Genomic DNA, 19,358 nt, shown 5'->3' on the forward strand with positions numbered 1-19,358 from the left:
TACAGTTCTCACACAACACAAGAAACACCCCACACACACAAAACCATGCGCGCACAGCAGCATCCCCACCAAGGACAAACACACAGTGCCATCCCAGACACCCAACAATGCACCAACAACAACCACAATCCAACAATCAACCAACACAAACCAACCACACACACAAAACCATGCGCGCAGCATCGTCCACAAAAAACAACACCCCACAAACAACAAAAAAAACAAAAAAGGGGGTGCACAAAAAACTCCCTAGAAAGGAGGTGATCCAGCCGCACCTTCCGGTACGGCTACCTTGTTACGACTTCGTCCCAATCGCCAATCCCACCTTCGACCACTCCCTCCCAAAAGGTTAGGCCATGGGCTTCGGGTGTTACCAACTTTCATGACGTGACGGGCGGTGTGTACAAGGCCCGGGAACGTATTCACCGCAGCATTGCTGATCTGCGATTACTAGCGACTCCGACTTCATGGAGTCGAGTTGCAGACTCCAATCCGAACTAAGACCGGCTTTAAGGGATTAGCTCCACCTCACAGTATCGCAACCCACTGTACCGACCATTGTAGCATGTGTGAAGCCCTGGACATAAGGGGCATGATGATTTGACGTCATCCCCACCTTCCTCCGAGTTAACCCCGGCAGTCTCTCATGAGTCCCCACCACCACGTGCTGGCAACATAAGACAAGGGTTGCGCTCGTTGCGGGACTTAACCCAACATCTCACGACACGAGCTGACGACAACCATGCACCACCTGTATACAGACCACAAGGGACAACACATCTCTGCGCCAATCCTGCATATGTCAAGCCCAGGTAAGGTTCTTCGCGTTGCATCGAATTAATCCACATGCTCCGCCGCTTGTGCGGGCCCCCGTCAATTCCTTTGAGTTTTAGCCTTGCGACCGTACTCCCCAGGCGGGGCGCTTAATGCGTTAGCTACGGCACAGGAATCGTGAACAACCCCCACACCTAGCGCCCACCGTTTACAGCATGGACTACCAGGGTATCTAATCCTGTTCGCTCCCCATGCTTTCGCTCCTCAGCGTCAGTTACTGCCCAGAGACCTGCCTTCGCCATCGGTGTTCCTCCTGATATCTGCGCATTCCACCGCTACACCAGGAATTCCAGTCTCCCCTACAGCACTCAAGTTATGCCCGTATCGCCTGCAGACCCGAAGTTAAGCCCCAGAATTTCACAGACGACGCAACAAACCACCTACGAGCTCTTTACGCCCAGTAATTCCGGACAACGCTCGCACCATACGTATTACCGCGGCTGCTGGCACGTATTTAGCCGGTGCTTCTTATCTAGGTACCGTCACTTACGCTTCGTCCCTAGCGAAAGAGGTTTACAACCCGAAGGCCGTCATCCCCCACGCGGCGTCGCTGCATCAGGCTTGCGCCCATTGTGCAATATTCCCCACTGCTGCCTCCCGTAGGAGTCTGGGCCGTATCTCAGTCCCAATGTGGCCGTCCACCCTCTCAGGCCGGCTACCCGTCGACGCCTTGGTAGGCCATTACCCCACCAACAAGCTGATAGGCCGCGGGCTCATCCTCCACCGAAAAAACTTTCCACCACACACACTAAAGCATGGTCCTATCCAGTATTAGACCCAGTTTCCCAGGCTTATCCCAGAGTGAAGGGCAGATCACCCACGTGTTACTCACCCGTTCGCCACTCGAGCACCCCGCAAGCAGGGCCTTTCCGTTCGACTTGCATGTGTTAAGCACGCCGCCAGCGTTCGTCCTGAGCCAGGATCAAACTCTCCACAAAAACACTCACAAACAAAAAGTAAGCAAGCACAGGCCGTGAAAAGCCCAATACCCAACAAAAAACAAAAACCAGCAAACCAACCAACCACACCACACAACACAAACCATGCCATGCAGCGCAATCAATCAATCCACCAAAAAAACAAATGAAGAGCATCCCATCGACGAGACAAAAACACTCCCCACAAAAAACAATGTTAATCAACCATCAAAAAATGATCACTATCAGTACACTATCGAGTTCTCAAACAACACAAGACCCCACACAACACACAACAAACCATGCATCACAATGGAATCCCCCACCACCCACAAGCACAACCGCCCTGAGCGACTCACACAAAGTTACACACCCCAACAAAAAAACACAAATCCCCACCACAACACCACAAAAACACGTCGAAAGAAAAATATAAATCAATGTGGAAGCGGCATCTCAAATAGGGTTCGCAAAAGTTCTGAGTTGATATACACAGAGCCTCTGCCCACTTTCTCTTTCCCAATCACACCATGGTGGGCGAGGTCATTAAGCCATCGTGCCGCGGTTTGTCTTCCCGCAAGGCCTGCGTTAACGATGTTTTCAATCCGCAGATAGGGTTGGGTGAATAGTAGGCGTGTGAGATCCCCGGCGGGAAGTTTCGGATTGACGTTTCGGATGCGTGATTCCATGTCTGTGCGTAGTGCATCGGTGACATCCACCAGGTTGAGTGTCCAGGTTGCTGTTGATTCAATTCCAGAGAGCATGAAAAGAATCCAGGGTTCCCATTCGTCATTGCGTGTGACCGCATTGAGATAGCGGTAGTACATATCTTTATGCCGCATAATATGCCCGGATAGGTACAAAATTGGCAGTTCAAGTAATCCTTTTTCAATGAGGATAAGTAGGTTGAGGACACGCCCTGTTCTCCCATTGCCATCGTAAAAAGGGTGGATTGCCTCAAACTGGTAATGTGCCATTGCCATAACAATCAAGGGGTCCAAACCGTGATCTGCGTGCAAAAACTTTTCCCACGCTGAAAGATGCTGAAGGATCACATCTTTGCCCTCTGGTGGGGTGTAGATACGGTTGCCTGTGAGCGGATTACCGATATATGTACCTGGTTGGCTTCTAATCTGCGCTGATTGTGCCTGAATATGTGAACATACTGTGATGGCGGTTTTGGTGGTGATAGGTCTTGTTCCTATCTCCTCATATCCAACTCTTAGGGCTTCCCGGTAGCGCAAAGCCTCTTTGACCTGTGGTGTCATGGTGGCTAGTACCCCATGAGCGGCCTTGAATAATTCATCATTAGTGGTAACAACATTCTCAATCTCGTTCGACGCCTGGGCTTCAAGAAGCGGAATGAGGTTGATGAGCATTGTGGGGTCAGGTAGGCGCTTGCAGGCGCCGTCTAGGCGTGCAAGGGCACGGCTGGCGGAAACAGTTGCTTTGAGAACAGCAGGTGTTTCGACGTCCTCTGCTGGCGGCAGCGGCGGCAAGTCTTGATAGGGACGCTCCGGGTGATTCCACATGGTTATACCGTAACCATATGAGAGGGATATGTCGAAAAAATGGCAAAATTTCGACACGTTCGGTTGATATGTCGAAAAAATGGCAAAATTTCGACACGTTCAGCATTCACTGTGTTAGCGCCGAACTCTAGTGATAGCAGGCAATGGGACCGTCCGGGCCGTCAATAACCTGGATAGGAGTATTGAAAATCTCACTGAGGGTAGCGTCGTCCATAATTTCTGCGGCAGAACCAAAGCGGGCAATACGGCCATCTTTAACTGCACAAATATACTGCGCATAACGTGCGGCAAAATTAATATCATGCAGTACGACGATAATAGTGCGCCCAAACTGACGGGCAGCCTGCTCCAAATGCTTCATCATCTCAACAGAATGAGCAATGTCGAGGTTATTCAGGGGTTCGTCGAGAAGAATATAATCCGTTTCTTGGCACAGCACCATCGCTACGTAGGCGCGTTGGCGTTGCCCTCCTGAAAGCTCATCGAGGTAGCGGGTTTCCAAAGAACTCAAATTGAAGAAGTCAATATAGCGGGAGATAATCTCCTCATCTGCGGCAGTTAAACGCCCTTTGCTATAGGGAAAACGCCCAAAGCCCACAAGCTGACGTACCGTCAGACGGGTCACAAAGTGATTTTCTTGGCGCAAAATACTAAGAATCTTAGCTAGATCAGCGCTTTTTGTGCTGGATACATCCAAACCAGCAACAGAGATCTGCCCACTGTCAATGCCCAGTAAGCGCCCAATCATGGTTAGGAGGGTAGATTTTCCAGCACCGTTGGGCCCCACTAAAGCAGTGATACCGCCTGCGGGAATCTCTAAAGTCACTGGACCGATCTGCACTGATTCTTCTGAGCGAGAATCATATTTTTTGCTAACGGCGTTGAGTTTTATCACAAACGTCCCCTTCTCAGCAGTACAAACAAAAACACAGAGCCTCCGACGAATTCAATAATGATGGATACTGTGCCTTGAGCATAGAAAATGTGATTCATCACAAAATATGCGCCAGTCAAAATAACAAACCCTAATGCCACAGCAAGAGGAAAAATATAGCGATGGTCAAAAGACCCAGCTAACTGGTAAGTCAAGGTAGCAACGAGGAAACCTAGGAAAGTCATGGGCCCCACAAGGGCTGTGGACACCGCCATGAGGATAGACACCATCACAAGAATAAAAATGGATAGTCTTTTATGGTTGACTCCTAGATTTGTTGCTGCCTCACGCCCTAGCAAGAGCACATTCATTTTCCGAGAACACAACACAATAGCAACCCCGGCGCAGAGGCACAGCGGAATGGCAATGGGATAATACTCAGAGTCTGCATTGGTGACTGAGCCGAAGAGGCGCGTCGTGAGCAAATCAAACTCACTGGGGGTGAGCAGTCTTTGCATAAATGCAGATAGGGAACCTAATCCCCCGCCGATGACCACACCGATTAAGAGCATGGCATGGATATTGGCGTGCTTGCTTGTCAGCAGCCAGGAATACAGCAGCAGAGACAACGCCACCATGAGCACTATTTGCAGCACAAACATTCCTGTGGTGCTGGCTTGAATGAAGCCAACGGCGCCGAAGAGAAAAATCGTGGTGGTGTGGATAGCCCGGTAGAGGGACTCAAAGCCCATGATGGAGGGGGTGACAATGCGGTTATTGGTCACTGTTTGGAAAGCAACTGTGGCTATTCCTTGACAGAAAGCCACAATCGCCATAGCGATCACACCGTCGAGACGATGCTTAGCGATAAGCCAAAACGCCCTGGTTCCAAACTCCACAGGGTTCTTGTACGCCAACAGTCCAGCCGCACACCCCACGCCCACGACGAACACCGCACACAAAATCAACCAATAACGCCACCTGGCTTGTGCGGAATGAAAAGGCCCTGAGCTGGCGGTTCTAGCCACTGAAACTGCTTTAGCCACGACGAGCTCCCCTCACAATCAGCACCACAAACACAACAGCACCAATGACACCAAGAATGACAGATACAGGAATCTCAAAAGGAGAAATAATGGTGCGAGCCAGCAGGTCACAGGTGGTAATCAGAGCAATTCCAGCAAGGCACACCCAAGGTAGATTGCTGCGAACATCGTCGCCGCGCCACATGCTGACGATATTAGGCACAATCAATCCCAGAAAGGGCAAACTTCCGACAACAACAGTGACCACGCCAGTAGCAATAGCAATAAGCCCAGTAGCAATAATCACAATGCGGTTATAATTCAAGCCCACATTAGTGGCTACGTCCTCGCCAAGACCAGCAATGGTCAAACGGTCAGCAAGAATAAAAACAGCGATCACAATAGCTAAGACCAGCCATAACACCTCATATTGTCCTTTATAGACGGAGGTGAAACTCCCCTGAAACCACACTCCGAGGGATTGCAAAGTGTCCGTTTTGAGAGCAAAGAACATAGACACGGAGCTCACCACCGCCCCCAGCATGATTCCGATAATGGGAACGACGAGGGAAGAACGCAAAGAGATGCGTCGTAAGAATAAAAAGAAAACCATGGTGCCAATGAAAGAAAAAATCACTGCGCACACCATCTTCCCGAGGATGGAAGAACCTGGTACAAAGACCATAGCGAAGAGCAAACCCAACCCAGCCCACTCGGTCGTGCCTGTGGTTGTGGGTTCCACAAAGCGGTTCTGGGTGATGAGCTGCATAACCAGACCGCTCATTGCCATAGCCGCACCGGAGAGGACAAGAGCCACAGTGCGTGGGATGCGGATACTGAGGAAAATCTCGCGCCCATCGCCTTTGCTGAAAATATCGTACTCGCCTGTCAGCAGGGACAGTAGGAGCAAAAACGCTACTGCCACTATGCCTAGCAGGAGTGTCCAGTTAAAAAGTGCGCCGCCCGTACGAAAAGTACCAGAACCACGAGGCGTAGCGGAAGCACGAGAAACAGGGCTGAGTTGGGGTTGGGTGCTCATGTAGCGTTATTTCTTCGCCTCGAAAGAATCAGCAATAGAGTTCAAGATCTCGGTGTAGGTGATGATGGACTCATTGGTGTAGGTATCCTCAGGAGCCAACACAGTTTTCTCATCTTTAATTGCCGCCACATTACCCAGTGCTGGGTTGTTCTTGATGACATCCAAGGCCGGGGTGTAGCCGTCCTTGCCTTTGCTGATGGCGCCGTCGCGGTCAAGAACAAAAATCCAGTCAGGGTTAGATTCAGCGATTGTTTCTGGGGAAATGTCATCACCCTTGTGGTTATCAGAGGCATTAGGAACCTCTAGTGCAGGCTTAAGACCTAGCAGGTCAAATACCGGACCCCATACACGGCCAGTGCTAGGCGCTACATACCCAATCTGACCACCGGAAACATTCACAGCCATGACGGTATCGTTGCCGTTATATGCTTTCTTAGCGCGCTCTACAGCCTTATCAAAGTCTTCGATCAACTTCTGGGCTTCATCTTCTTTGTCGAAGATTTTTCCTAGCTCGGTGACTTGGCGCTTAAGCTCATCGGCAAATGGCTCCCCTTCGCGAGGCTCCAGCTCAACAATAGGGGTATCTGGATTCATTTCTTTGATTTGCTCGTAGGAGCGCCCAAAACGCTGACCATTGATAATGAGGTCAGGTTCCGCTGCGACGATCACCTCAAGATTTGGTTCCTTATGAGAACCAATATCGAGAATCTCATCATCATTTTTGTAGTCAGGAATGGTGGACGGAACAAGCATTTTGGGGGCAGCTACCAGTTTCACACCCCACTGGTCGAGAACCTCAAAAGTGCGGTTATCAGTGGACACAGGGCGTGAAACTGGAGTTTTGATTTCCACAATGCCGTGGTTATCGGTGATACTCAGGGTTGCATTCTCCGCCGCAACCGATGTGGCGTTCGAGGTTTTCTCGCTGGATTTTTCTTGAGCAGAATCCGAAGCGCCTTGGGAACAAGCAGTTAGCGCAATACTTGCGGTAGCAACGACGACGGCGAGTTTAGAAAACTTAGTAAACATTCTTTCCTTTTCTCGAGGGGTCACAGATTTTTGCTTATCGACGCTCACCTAAATTTTTGGCTTGGGTGTTCGTCGACAAGCACATACATCTCATTACCGCGTACATTTTAGCTAGGCTAACCTAATTAGTCCAATATGTTTTTGGGGAAACATACAAAAATGCTCTGCACTGCGGAAAACGCAATACAGAGCATGAATAAAAAGCGAAAGACAGTCAGTGTTGCCTAAACTTTAGCCGATGTAAGCAGGAACAGCTGCGTTGTCACCAGTAGCACCAGAAGGTACAGACTTCACAGCCTTACGCTTAGCGTTAGAAGCTAGTGGCTTACCAGTAGGAGCTTTCTTAGCAGCAGAGGTAGTAGCCTTAGCTTTAGGAGCTTCTTTCTTTGCAGGAGCAGCAGGCTTTGGAGCCTCCTTCTTCTCTTCCTTGACAGGAGCAGGAGCTGGAGCAGCAGGCTTTGGCTCTTCCTTCTTCTCCTCTTCCTTAGCAGGAGTGGTAGCTGGAGCAGCAGGCTCCTCTTTCTTCTCTGAAGTAAGCTCTGCAGCGCTTGTCGTAGCAGCTACGTCAGCTGGAGAAGTAGGCGCCTCTTGAGCAGGAGAATTTTCAGGTGCAGCAGGAGCTGGTGCGCATTGCTTAATGCCACCAATTACCTGACATGTTTCACCATTAGAAGTTCCCTGGCTAATACCAGGGTTATTGTCTTCTTTAGCAGGCTTCTGGTCAGCAACTTCCTCTTTGTCAGTTGTGGTAACAGTGGTAGTCACTACTGATTCCTTTGGTGCAGGAGAAGTTGTTGCAGGAGTAGAGGCAGCAGGAGAAGCAGGAGTGTCTTCTTTTTTATCGTCCTTGCCATCAGTGCAGGCCGTAAGACCATCTTTACCACCAGTTGAAGCGCAAATAGCACCGGTAGGCTGAGCATTGACTGTTTCTGTCACAATAAAACCTGGGGAGTTGCCATTACCGCCACCAGCTTGAGCATTAGCGATAGTTACACCGGTAAGAGAAGAAACAGTCAAAGTTGACGCAGCAGCAACAGCTAGTGCACGTCGAGAGAAATGAAACATGAATACATCCTATTTATTCTTAGATTCTCTAAGCACCCGACCAATACAAGATATTTAGATTTCCTGTAATAATGAGGAACTTAGCCAACATATCGAACATTCATTATTGTGGTTAATAAGATTTTCTCAGTCAAGTTACTTGCAAGTCGCTTGAGGAAAGTTTAGCTAAAATTCATCTAGAAAAACACACGAACCCACAACGAGAAAAATAGATAATACTCCGGGCAAACACTTCGTCATGCTTGCGCGGAGTATTTATACAGAAAGAAAATGCTTAGCCGATGTAAGCAGGAACAGCTGCGTTGTCACCAGTAGCACCAGAAGGTACAGACTTCACAGCCTTACGCTTAGCGTTAGAAGCTAGTGGCTTACCGGTAGGAGCCTTCTTAGCGGCAGAGGAAGTAGCCTTAGCTTTAGCCTTAGGAGCTTCTTTCTTTGCAGAAGCAGCAGGCTTTGGAGCCTCCTTCTTCTCTTCCTTGGCAGGAGCAACAGGAGCAGGAACAACAGGCTTTGGCTCTTCCTTCTTCTCCTCTTCCTTAGCAGAAGTGGTAGCAGCAGCCTTGGACTCAGAAGCAGCAGAAGAGGAAGCAGCATTAGACTCAGAAGGCTCTGCATCCGCAGCAGCAGCCTCAGATTCAGAAGGCTTTACGTCCTCAGAAGGAGCTTCTTCTTTGGTGCTAGCAGGAGCCTCGGAATCAGCAGACTCTTCACCCGCAGCAGGAGTCTCAGACTCAGCAGGAGCGTCCTTAGCAGGAGTAGTAGAAGGCGCAGGAGACTGAGGCGCTACATCCTCGGACTCGTTACCCCCCCCCTGAGCAGGAGCAACAGGAGTAGAAGACTTAACGCTTGCATCGCCAGCATCCGGAGTTGAAACATCAGAAGACTTTTCAGAAGCTCCTTGAAGAGAAGCGCCACTTCCTGAAGAAGCGAAAGCAACGCCAGTCAAAGAGGAAACAGCCAAAGTTGATGCAGCAGCAACAGCTAGTGCACGTCGAGAGAAGTGGGACATAGGTACTTCCTATCCTTTTTCTTTTTATTCTTAAACGGATCTAAGCAACTTCATCTACGCAGATAAAGCGCTTGTCTTCATGTCAGACCAGTAACCATTGTTGTGAATAAAATTCGCTCAGTCAAGCCCCAAGCTGAAAGTTTCATAAAAATTTACCCACTTATCACCTCACTAAACCATCAATCAAGCAGCCACAACACCTCCTTAAAAGTCCAAAATGAAAAAACTACCCCAGGGGTGATTCTTCCCCACTGGAGTAGTTTCTAGGATTACTCTTTATGCGCTCATGAGCTACACCGGATCAGCAACAGTGATGATATTGTCCTCATAACCTAAAGTTCCACCCACAAAGCGACCGCCACAGGTAATGAGCACCAACTGGTTTGCGCCTTGATCCCGGTTTACAACCTCAGGCATTTCTGAGCCTTTGAGATAGTGCTGTGGTGCGATGGATACTCGGAATTTCCGTTCTTGGCCATCGACGTTGATTGAGATTTCGTCGCCAAGCTGTAGTTTTGTGAATTGGAAAGCATATCCAGCACCTTGGGAGGCGTCATTAACGTGTCCAGTGATCACAGTGGTGCCGTCATTGGCGTTACTGCCTGGAACAGCAGAGGCAGAATACCAGCCCAGCCGACTAACGTCCTCAGGAGGCAAGAGAGTGCCTGTGTCGGTAAGCTGCACAAAATCAATAGGAGCCTGCGCGCCAGCAATCATCATGGACATTGTGGTTACGTTTTCAGCTTCACCTACTGCCGGAGCTTCTAATGACTGCTGTGCACCTGAGTCATCCACATAGCCGGCGCTGGGACGCTCGAAATTCTCTGTAGTTTCAGAAACACTCGCAGCGCTTGTTTGAGTGGAAGTGGAATCAGTATTCTTCCCTAAGAAAATAAAGCTCACAACCGCAATAATCACCACAACTGCCGCAGCTAACGCGATGAGTATTCCTTTTGATTTTTGGCTTTTTTCTGGCACAAACTGTGCATTCATCTTTTTACCCTTCATTTACCCTTCGGGGTTTATGTCACTTTTTACTCAGGATTTTCCATAAAGAAACCCACATAGCCATTGAGGGATACTACATCACAGCTATGTGGGTGTAAATAGGAGAAAGCAAATCTTTACTTCTCTTTTACTTCTTCATCGTTCCAGTCTCTTGGAAACGCTGATGGAAACTCAATGCTTCACCAAGCAAGTGTGGAGTATGCATGAGCTTGTTCTCCTGAGCGTATGCAAGGGCACGATCATAGTAATCCTGCAAGAGTGGACGGTAATCAGGATGTGCAATGTCGATAATCTTTTGCGCACGACGACGTGGTGGCAAACCACGAAGATCCGCATAACCATACTCAGTGATAATGACCTTGACATCTTGCTCAGTGTGATCCACGTGAGATACGAAAGGAACAATAGCGGAAATAGCTCCACCCTTAGCGTCGGAAGGCGTGATGAATGAGGAGATGAATCCATTACGAGTGAAGTCTGCGGAACCACCGACACCATTCATAATGCGAGAACCAACAACATTGGTGGAGTTTACGTTTCCGTAAATATCTGCCTCGATCAAACCATTAGTAGCGATCAAGCCAAGACGACGCACCAACTCTGGGTGGTTAGAAATCTGCTGCGGACGCAAAATAATTTGCTTTGCATACCGCGATGCTTCATTATTCATGCGCTCTGCATACTCAGGTGACAAGGAGAAGGAAGTTGCAGAAGCCACAGTCATCTTACCTGCGTCGATAAGATCAACCATACCGTCCTGAATAACCTCAGTGTATGCCTTGATGTTCTCGAACTTGGAGTCCAACAAACCTGCCATCACAGCATTAGGCACATTACCTACACCAGACTGCATAATGTAGCCGTCATAGCTGAGGCGACCAGCTGCAACCTCACCCTCAAGGAAGTCAAGGAAGTGACCAGCAATCTGACGTGATTGGTCGTCGATAGGCTTGAATGGCGCATTGCGATCTGGGGCGTCTGTTTCTACCACAGCGATGACCTTGTCAAGATCAATGTCGATGGTGGTGGTACCAATGCGCTGCTCAGGTGCAGTCAATGGGATTGGCTGGCGATTAGGCAAGCGGTTAATGCGGTAAATATCCGCCATACCCTCTAGCTCCAAGGACTGCCAGGAGTTCACCTCGATAATGATTTTTTCTGCATTATCAAGGTATTCCACGTTATTACCAATTGAGGAAGAAGGAACAATGCTGCCATCTTCAGTAATGCGCACAGCCTCAACAATGGCAACATCCATCTTGCCGAAGAAACCCTGCTCTACATAAAGACCAGACTCAGATAGGTGGTAGTCAACATACTCACTCACGCCCTCGTTAATTTTGCTACGCAAAATTGGGTCAGACTGGTAAGGCATACGCAGGCCAATAGCATCTGCTTCTGCAAGCACACCATCACAATCAGGAGCAGTAGATGCACCTGTGAATACATTGATCTTGTACTCATCACCACGAGCATGAGCTTCTTTCGCGCGCTCAGCAATAGCAGTTGGAAGCGCTTTTGGATAGCCTGCGCCAGTAAAGCCAGACATTCCGACGGTGTCACCGTTATTAACGAATTGAGCGGCTTCTTGGGCAGTCATTACCTTGCTGCTTAGCTTGGCATTCGCAATACGCTCAGACATCAATCCTCCTCATATGAACTGTGAAACATCACAAAGCATAGGTTTTTAGTTATGACAGCCACAATAGTAACCCATAACACGTTTTACCTTAGCTATCACCCCCATAACCTCACCCCCTTTTTTTACTTTTTGCGAATCCGCCATTCCTCACATAATCCACAACACATTCCGCACACGCATTTGTATTCGTCGCAAGAAAAGAGAACAATAGCTACAGTGAGTCTTGCAATCGGTTCTTTAACACTGCACTCCCCCGTGGTTCTTGCACCCATGGCAGGAGTGACAAATGTCGCTTTCCGCACCCTGTGCCGAGAACAAGAAATCGAGAAAACAGGCACTGTAGCTGGTCTTTACGTATGCGAGATGATTACCGCGCGCGCTTTGGTAGAACGCAACGAAAAAACAATGCACATGATTACCTTTGCCCCCAGCGAGAATCCACGCAGCCTACAGCTCTACACCACCGACCCGGAATACACCTATAAAGCCGCAAAAATGATCGTCGAGGAAAATCTCGCCGACCATATCGACATGAACTTTGGATGCCCAGTACCCAAAGTAACCAGGCGCGGTGGCGGCTCCGCCCTCCCCTATAAACGACGCTTATTCGGCAATATCGTTGCAGCAGCAGTGCGCGCAACCGAGGGCACAGATATTCCTGTCACAGTAAAGTTCCGCGTAGGCATTGATGAGGAACACAAAACACATCTCGACGCAGGACGTATCGCTGTGGAAGAAGGGGCAGCAGCCGTAGCCCTCCACGCCAGAACCGCAGCACAACGCTATTCCGGCAACGCTGATTGGCAAGAAATCACCGCACTCAAGCAGCATTTGGCGCACACCGGCATTCCCGTACTCGGCAATGGCGATATTTTTAATGCTTACGACGCCCAGAAAATGATGGCGGAGACTGGTTGCGATGGGGTGGTCGTGGGTCGCGGCTGCCTTGGTCGCCCGTGGTTATTCCCCGAGCTTAGCGCAGCGTTGAGCGGCAAAGAATTGCCGGCGCAACCCACTTTAGGTGAGGTAACTCGCATCATTTATCGCCATGCACAGTTATTAGTGGCACACGACGGCGAGGAAAAAGGCTGCCGTGATCTGCGCAAACATATGGGTTGGTATTTGCGTGGTTTCCCTGTGGGGGGCGAAGTACGCGCAGCGTTATCTCGGATAAGCACACTTGAGCAATTGCGGGAAGCTCTGGCTCCGTGGCAAGACAGCACTGCCTTGGCAGATGATGCCGATGGCGCGCGAGGACGCCAAGGATCCCCTGCAAAAGTGCTACTCCCTGAAGGTTGGTTAGATGATCCAGAAGATGACCGGGTACCGGAAGGCGCCGATATTATGCATTCGGGCGGTTAATAGCTGGTAAACCCTAAGCAAACCCTTTTCGCTCGACACGCGAAAATATAGCGATTGTTCTATAGTGTCCTCATGCGTACTGCTTATCAGGAAAGTCTCGATGTCTTTGCTCACGACCTCATCATTATGTGTGATACCGTGTCGGTTCTCCTTGGCAAAGCGTCGAAAGCATTAATTGGGCAGTCACTTCAAGAAGCTGAAGACGCTCTTTCTCTTTCTGATGATCTAAACGAAATACAAGCACGGTGTACTCAGCGCGCCATTGATTTGCTAGTGCTAGAAGCACCCATTGCACGTGATCTGCGACAGGTGATTAGCTCAATTCATATCGTGCAGGATTTCAGCCGCATGGGTGCTCTTATGCAGCACACTGCTAAGTCAGCGCGACGACGCTACCCAGAGTTCACCGTTCCTGAGGAATACTTGGGTTATTTTCAAGAGATAATTCGCTTATGCACCAGTATGTTAGGGCAAATTCGAGATATTCTCATTGCACCTGACCCAGAAGATGCGCTAAAACTCCAGGAAGATGATGATGCTGTTGATGATTTACATCGTCATCTCATGGCGATTTTGACCACGCGCCCGTGGAAATACACCACCAAAGAAGCAGTAGACATGGCGCTTATCGCCCGATACTTTGAGCGGTTTGCCGACCACTGCGTCAATGTGGCAGCGCAAATCATTTTCTTGGTCACAGGACTAGACTCTTCCGCTTATCTCGATGAGCGAAAAGCACAAGAAGCAGAAAAGGAATTTGCCCAGAGGTTCCAGCAGCTAGAGAAGCAATTTAGTCGCTCTTATCGTGGTTCTCTGCCCTCGGAAGAATAACGGCAATAAAAAATTAAGAAAACTCGGTGCCTTGGCAAAAAGCAAGACACCGAGTTTTTTCTTCATGCTTCAACTGGCATCAGCCAGTCCGCATTCATTAGGCAATACCCATTAGGCAATGCCGAACTGCTGAGTGTGCTGGGCGCTGAGCAGTTCTTGTTCCTTATTGCGTCGAACGCGCAATACTCGAACAAGATAGGTCAGTGCGAGAGAAAGCACAATGCTCAGCACAAGCCCAATAATGCCAACCCAGAATGTTGAGTCAATAATGCCGTCGGTGGCACGCACGAAAGCATAACGAGCATAGGACATAGGGTGCACACTGTGGAATATCTTTAGTGCGCTTGGGGTCAGCGATAGTGGCCAAATGCCGCCGAAGGAGAAAGCGCCATAGCCTAAGAATCCTAAGGAGAAAATACCACCGACGAGGCGGCCAAAGAGTACCAGGAAGAACTGGTAGACGGCAGCACCAGTCATGGCAATGAGGGCAAGAACGAGTAGCACCGCACCCCAATTTTCCGGTTTCCAGTTCATTGTGGTCGATACACCTGCCATAACCAAGAGCACAATCATATTAACTACCGATGTCACAATGAACGACCATATTGCTGGAATCATTGCCTTAGTCTTGCGCATACGTCCCAGTACATCCGGCAACAACATTGCCACAACCGCCATGAGCAAGAATCCAAAGACCAGAATCAAAATCATAGATACACCACCGTTGAGTTTTAGCTGAGTGGGGTCATGCTCATCCATTTGAGTCTGTACTGCGTGAGCGTTGTTGCTCTCATAAATAATAGGCACGGACATTTGCTGCACAGAGCCCGGCAAATCATTGATCTTTGGCGCCTGGGCTGCACCAGCGCTTAGGCCAGTAGAAAGCTGAGTGGTACCGTCTTTGAGTTGTTGAGTTCCCGCGTTGAGCTGTTGAGTTCCGTCATAAAGACGACCTACTCCATTATCAAGCTGGACGATACCGTCGTTAAGCTGGTGCTGCCCATCGTTGAGCTTGAGCATACCACCAAGATATTGCGATGAAGGATCAGTGAGGTTGTAGCGCACCTGGGCAGTACCATCTTTTAATTTGCGCAACTGTGCTGCCATATTTTCTGGATTAGAGTTATTGAGCTGCGCCAACTGGCTTTGGAGCTGATCTGCTTGAGCATTAAGACCAATCATGCGCATGGAATCAATCATGGGTTGAATTGTGCTAGCCAGATTTTGCACCTGCTCCACTAAAGGCAACATGGTATCTGTCAATTTCCCGACACCATCATCAATTTGCGTCATGCCGTCGCCAAGCTGACGGGTACCATCTAGTATCTGATCCTGCCCCGAGACAAGTTGGTTGGAGCCATCTAGTAGCTTTGTGGTGCCCTCTTTGAGCTGGCGCGCACCATCAACACCCTGAGTAGTACCGTCATGCAATTTGGTAGCACCATTATCCAATTGAGCGGCACCATCAGCTGCGGTGCCAAGCCCCTCACCAAGCTGCTTCATTCCGCTCAAAATCTGCTCAGCATAACCTCGCTGAATACCTTTAGACACACTCTTTTGGATCTCTGATACCAACGCATTGGTAAGCAATGGCGTATTTGTACCGTTGTAATCGTTATACGAAACATCAATCACAGGCTGCTGGGGTTGATCGCTCACAACGGTAAGCACTTTTTGCGAGAAATCCTCTGGGATCTCCACAGTAAAAAGATACTTCCCTTCTACCAAACCCTTTTCTGCTTCTTCGACGCTTACCGGCTCAAAATTGAGATACTCAGTATCGATCAATCCCTCAGCAACTTTTTGCCCGAATTGCTCTTGCTTACCATTTTGTGCAGCACCAGTATCTTTATTGACCACTGCCAGCTTCACATCATGAAGGTAATGACGTGGATCCCACATTGTCCACATATATGCCACGGCGACAGCCAGTGGCACCACAAGAAGTAACACAATGAGAGTCCGAGCAAAAGCGCTACGGGGACGCCAATCTAGTATCCGATGTAATCCGGATGACGAAGTATTCATACCTGATATTCCTTATGACCCACTCTAATCTTCTATGTGCAATCGCTTAGTTTTAACAACCTAAGCTATTGTCCCTACATAATATCTGCTCTCAGGATAAAATCGCATTCAATAGGGCAAGAAGAGCATTTAATTTTCATCTCACTCATGTGGTTACCCCCATCGACATAACGACATAAAAGAAAACACCCCCGCAGGGGTGTGCTCTTTAGGGGCACTCTAGGGTGTCAATCCACTCGGGTGTCAATCCACTCGATTACCCAAAACGACCAGAAACATAATCCTCTGTTTCTTTGCAATCAGGATTATTAAAGATCTTCTTTGTATCAGCAACCTCAATCAAACGACCAGGCTCGCCCTGCTTCTGAATAGAGAAGAAAGCTGTTTGATCAGAAACTCGTCGAGCTTGCTCCATATTGTGCGTAACAATAATGATGGTCAGCTCTTCCTTGAGCTCATGAATCAAATCTTCCACCGCAAGAGTGGAGTGAGGGTCAAGCGCAGAACAAGGCTCGTCCATGAGCAAAATTTCTGGCTCCACCGCAATCGCACGCGCAATACATAGGCGCTGCTGCTGACCACCAGAGAGCTTATTGGCAGGCTGATCCAAGCGGTCTTTGACTTCTTCCCACAAGTTAGCGCCGCGCAAAGAACGCTCAGCAACTTCTTTCAGTTTCTTTTTATTCTTTTCGCCAGCAAGTTTAAGCCCTGCCACCACATTGTCTTCAATAGACATGGTTGGGAAAGGATTAGCCTTCTGGAACACCATACCAATGGTGCTGCGCACGGACACAGGATCTACATTTGCGGCGTAGATGTCTTCCCCATCAAGCAAAATTTTGCCCTTAACCATAGTTCCAGGGGTTACTTCATGCATTCGGTTCAGGGAACGCAAAACGGTAGATTTACCACAACCAGATGGCCCAATGAATGCTGTTACCGCACGTGCAGGAATTTCCAGATTGACGTTTTCTACAGCATGCTTATTGCCATTGTCGTAGTAGATGTTGAGATCTTGAATAGACAGCTTAGACATGAATTACTCCAGAACTATTGTTTGATTGAGAACTTTGCAGAGATAAACCGTGCCGCGATATTGAGCACAGCAATAATGAGAACCAAGGTGAATGCAGCTCCCCATAGCTTGTCCAAAACAGCATCTGAGGTTCCTGCCTTATACATATCAAGCATCATCAATGGCAATGACGACTGCGGACCAGTCATAGCATCCCAGTTAATCGCCTGGGTAGCACCGACCAAAATCAGCACTGGTGCCGACTCACCCATCACACGAGCAATCGCAAGCATGATACCGGTCACGATTCCAGATAGCGCCGTCGGCAGCACAATGCGCATGATGGTTTTCCACTTTGGCACACCCAAGGCATAGGAAGATTCACGCAATTCCACTGGCACAATGCGCAGCATTTCTTCTGTATTACGCACTACCACTGGAATCATCAGCAGAACCAAGGAAATAGCAACCGCCATACCAGAGCGCTCAAAACCAAACATCACGATCCACATTGAGTACACGAACAATGCAGCAACGATCGACGGCACACCAGAGAGAATATCGACCATAAAGGTAGTCATACGACCAAGTGCTCCACCACGGTCATACTCCACCAAGTAAATAGCAGTAAAAATACCGATAGGAATGGAAACAAGGGAGGCGATACCAACCTGAACGAGCGTACCGACAATAGCGTGCAAAGCACCACCACCAGCAGACGTATACATGATGCCCAACTGCGAAGTAGTCCACCACTGCGGTGAAAGCACTGGCGTCAATCCACGCTTAATCAACTCAAACAGTACCCATACCAACGGCACCAAAGCCAGCAACATACAGAAGTAGATAATGCCCGGTCATAACTTTATCGACGGCTTTACGGGAACCAGAAATCCCAGTGAAAGTCGGTTTCTTAGCAAGAGCTGTAGTCATTTTTCCCCCTGATTATTTCTTCTTCGAGACTAAAGAACGGGCAAAGGCATTAACGACGAATGTCAAGGCGAAAAGCACTAGACCAGCTGCAATATATGCGCCCGCTTTAATATCATTATTGAACTCAGGTGCCGCATTAGCAATAGCTGTCGCAAAGGTAGTACCACCGTCGAAAAGCGAGAAACGGAACGCAGAAGAAGGTGAGACAACCATATACAATGCCATCGTTTCACCAAGAGCACGACCAAGACCGAGCATGGAACCAGAAACGAAACCTGGCATACCGAAAGGCAATACACTCATGCGCACCACTTCCCAACGTGTTGCACCCAACGCCAACGCAGATTCCACATGACCGCGTGGGGTTTGCACAAATACCTCACGAGCAGTTGCTGCAATAATAGGCAAAATCATCACTGCCAATACCACGCCACCAGTCATAATGTTGCGTGCCGTGTCGAATGATGGCGAGTTGGAATAGGTGGCAAAGAGGAAGAAGCCGCCCGCCCAGCCGTTGAGCCACTCGTAGAATCCAGACAAAGCAGGACCGAGTACCTGCCAGCCCCACAAACCATAAACAATGGATGGGATAGCAGCAAGCATATCTACCAAGAATCCCAGGGGTTTCACTGCCGACTTTGGCGCATAGTTAGTCAAGAAGATCGCTACGCCAAGAGCGATAGGCATGGCGATTGCCAAGGCAACCACAGAGATAAGGACTGTCACAGCGAAAAGATTAGGAATACCGAATTTCATTGAGTCGATATTGCTGGTATCCCAAGCATCACTGTAGGTAAAGAAGCCAATGAAACCATCGGCGTTTCGAGTAAGTGCCGGCACCGCACGCCAAATCAAGAATGCTGCGATTGCTGTGATAAGCACAGTAATAATTGTTGCGCCTGCAGTAGAGAAAAACTCAAAGAAAGTATCGCCTAAACGCTTTTTGCCTGACTTTTTTACTTTTTCGACAGGTTGCGCCGGCTGCTCAGTAGTCTCTGCGGCAGCACCAACCGGCGAGGCAGTTGCTATCGTTTCTTGTTGTTCGGCAAGATCCTGCCGAGTGGATGGACTCATTTCATTCCTCACAGTTGTCTGCGTCTTATGTCTTATGCAACTCATGTGCACTAGCTGCACGTGTTTTCTGTGCTTATCGACGGCTATACACCACACCCGGAAGCTGCATAATACAGTTCCGGGCTGAATGCGAAAATTAGA

At 49.0% G+C, this 19,358-nt stretch carries 14 protein-coding genes, 1 rRNA gene and 1 pseudogene; 2 read left to right on the forward strand and 14 right to left on the reverse strand.

Annotated features, from left to right (window positions below):
* Positions 1 to 253: 253 nt before the first annotated feature.
* The 10 genes from FQV43_RS08225 to FQV43_RS08270 form a co-directional block, all read right to left on the reverse strand.
* Positions 254 to 1,772: ribosomal RNA gene (locus FQV43_RS08225) — 16S ribosomal RNA — on the reverse strand.
* 416 nt (positions 1,773 to 2,188) lie between these two features.
* Entirely contained in the window at positions 2,189 to 3,283 is a 1,095-nt protein-coding gene (locus FQV43_RS08230) for a Fic family protein (protein WP_168195076.1), read from the reverse strand.
* A gap of 127 nt (positions 3,284 to 3,410) precedes the next feature.
* Positions 3,411 to 4,178 carry an ABC transporter ATP-binding protein gene (locus FQV43_RS08235; protein WP_144275518.1) on the reverse strand — a complete coding sequence of 256 codons (768 nt, stop codon included), beginning with the start codon at positions 4,176 to 4,178 and terminating at the stop codon, positions 3,411 to 3,413.
* Positions 4,175 to 5,203: an iron chelate uptake ABC transporter family permease subunit gene (locus tag FQV43_RS08240; RefSeq protein WP_146339936.1), complete on the reverse strand. Its 1,029-nt coding sequence runs from the start codon at positions 5,201 to 5,203 to the stop codon at positions 4,175 to 4,177. The genes FQV43_RS08235 and FQV43_RS08240 overlap by 4 nt, the downstream gene beginning before the upstream one ends.
* Positions 5,196 to 6,221 carry an ABC transporter permease gene (locus FQV43_RS08245; protein ID WP_146339938.1) on the reverse strand — a complete coding sequence of 342 codons (1,026 nt, stop codon included), beginning with the start codon at positions 6,219 to 6,221 and terminating at the stop codon, positions 5,196 to 5,198. Before FQV43_RS08245 ends, FQV43_RS08240 begins: the two co-directional genes overlap by 8 nt.
* Positions 6,222 to 6,227: 6 nt before the next feature.
* Positions 6,228 to 7,250 (reverse strand): siderophore ABC transporter substrate-binding protein, encoded by a 1,023-nt coding sequence (locus FQV43_RS08250; RefSeq protein ID WP_146339940.1) that lies wholly within the window; start codon positions 7,248 to 7,250, stop codon positions 6,228 to 6,230.
* Positions 7,251 to 7,481: 231 nt separating this feature from the next.
* Positions 7,482 to 8,315 (reverse strand): hypothetical protein, encoded by an 834-nt coding sequence (locus FQV43_RS08255; protein WP_146339942.1) that lies wholly within the window; start codon positions 8,313 to 8,315, stop codon positions 7,482 to 7,484.
* 274 nt (positions 8,316 to 8,589) lie between these two features.
* Complete coding sequence (locus FQV43_RS08260; protein ID WP_146339944.1) at positions 8,590 to 9,324, reverse strand: hypothetical protein; 735 nt, start codon at positions 9,322 to 9,324, stop codon at positions 8,590 to 8,592.
* 291 nt (positions 9,325 to 9,615) lie between these two features.
* On the reverse strand, positions 9,616 to 10,317 hold the full coding sequence (locus tag FQV43_RS08265) for a class F sortase (RefSeq protein ID WP_210415240.1): 702 nt from the start codon (positions 10,315 to 10,317) through the stop codon (positions 9,616 to 9,618).
* 142 nt (positions 10,318 to 10,459) lie between these two features.
* Positions 10,460 to 11,974 (reverse strand): acetyl-CoA hydrolase/transferase family protein, encoded by a 1,515-nt coding sequence (locus FQV43_RS08270; RefSeq protein ID WP_144275502.1) that lies wholly within the window; start codon positions 11,972 to 11,974, stop codon positions 10,460 to 10,462.
* Between the two features lie 216 nt (positions 11,975 to 12,190).
* Between FQV43_RS08270 and dusB the strand changes: the two genes are divergently transcribed.
* The gene (gene dusB / locus FQV43_RS08275; protein WP_144275568.1) at positions 12,191 to 13,336 is read left to right on the forward strand and encodes a tRNA dihydrouridine synthase DusB; all 1,146 of its coding nucleotides are present in this window, start codon (positions 12,191 to 12,193) and stop codon (positions 13,334 to 13,336) included.
* A gap of 72 nt (positions 13,337 to 13,408) precedes the next feature.
* Positions 13,409 to 14,167 (forward strand): phosphate signaling complex protein PhoU, encoded by a 759-nt coding sequence (gene phoU / locus FQV43_RS08280; RefSeq protein WP_146339948.1) that lies wholly within the window; start codon positions 13,409 to 13,411, stop codon positions 14,165 to 14,167.
* A 111-nt stretch (positions 14,168 to 14,278) separates the two neighbouring features.
* Here the strand turns inward: phoU and FQV43_RS08285 are convergent, their stop codons facing one another.
* The 4 genes and pseudogenes from FQV43_RS08285 to pstC form a co-directional block, all read right to left on the reverse strand.
* A complete protein-coding gene (locus FQV43_RS08285) occupies positions 14,279 to 16,195 on the reverse strand; it encodes a YhgE/Pip family protein (protein ID WP_146339950.1) in 1,917 nt (638 codons plus the stop codon).
* A 256-nt stretch (positions 16,196 to 16,451) separates the two neighbouring features.
* The gene (gene pstB / locus FQV43_RS08290) at positions 16,452 to 17,231 is read right to left on the reverse strand and encodes a phosphate ABC transporter ATP-binding protein PstB (RefSeq protein WP_144275496.1); all 780 of its coding nucleotides are present in this window, start codon (positions 17,229 to 17,231) and stop codon (positions 16,452 to 16,454) included.
* 14 nt (positions 17,232 to 17,245) lie between these two features.
* Positions 17,246 to 18,143: pseudogene (gene pstA, locus FQV43_RS08295) on the reverse strand (phosphate ABC transporter permease PstA).
* Positions 18,144 to 18,155: 12 nt separating this feature from the next.
* Positions 18,156 to 19,217, reverse strand: coding sequence for a phosphate ABC transporter permease subunit PstC (gene pstC, locus FQV43_RS08300; protein ID WP_144275492.1), 1,062 nt, complete (start codon positions 19,215 to 19,217; stop codon positions 18,156 to 18,158).
* Positions 19,218 to 19,358: the final 141 nt, after the last annotated feature.

The organism is Corynebacterium sp. sy039 (assembly GCF_007904105.1).
Taxonomy (GTDB): domain Bacteria; phylum Actinomycetota; class Actinomycetes; order Mycobacteriales; family Mycobacteriaceae; genus Corynebacterium.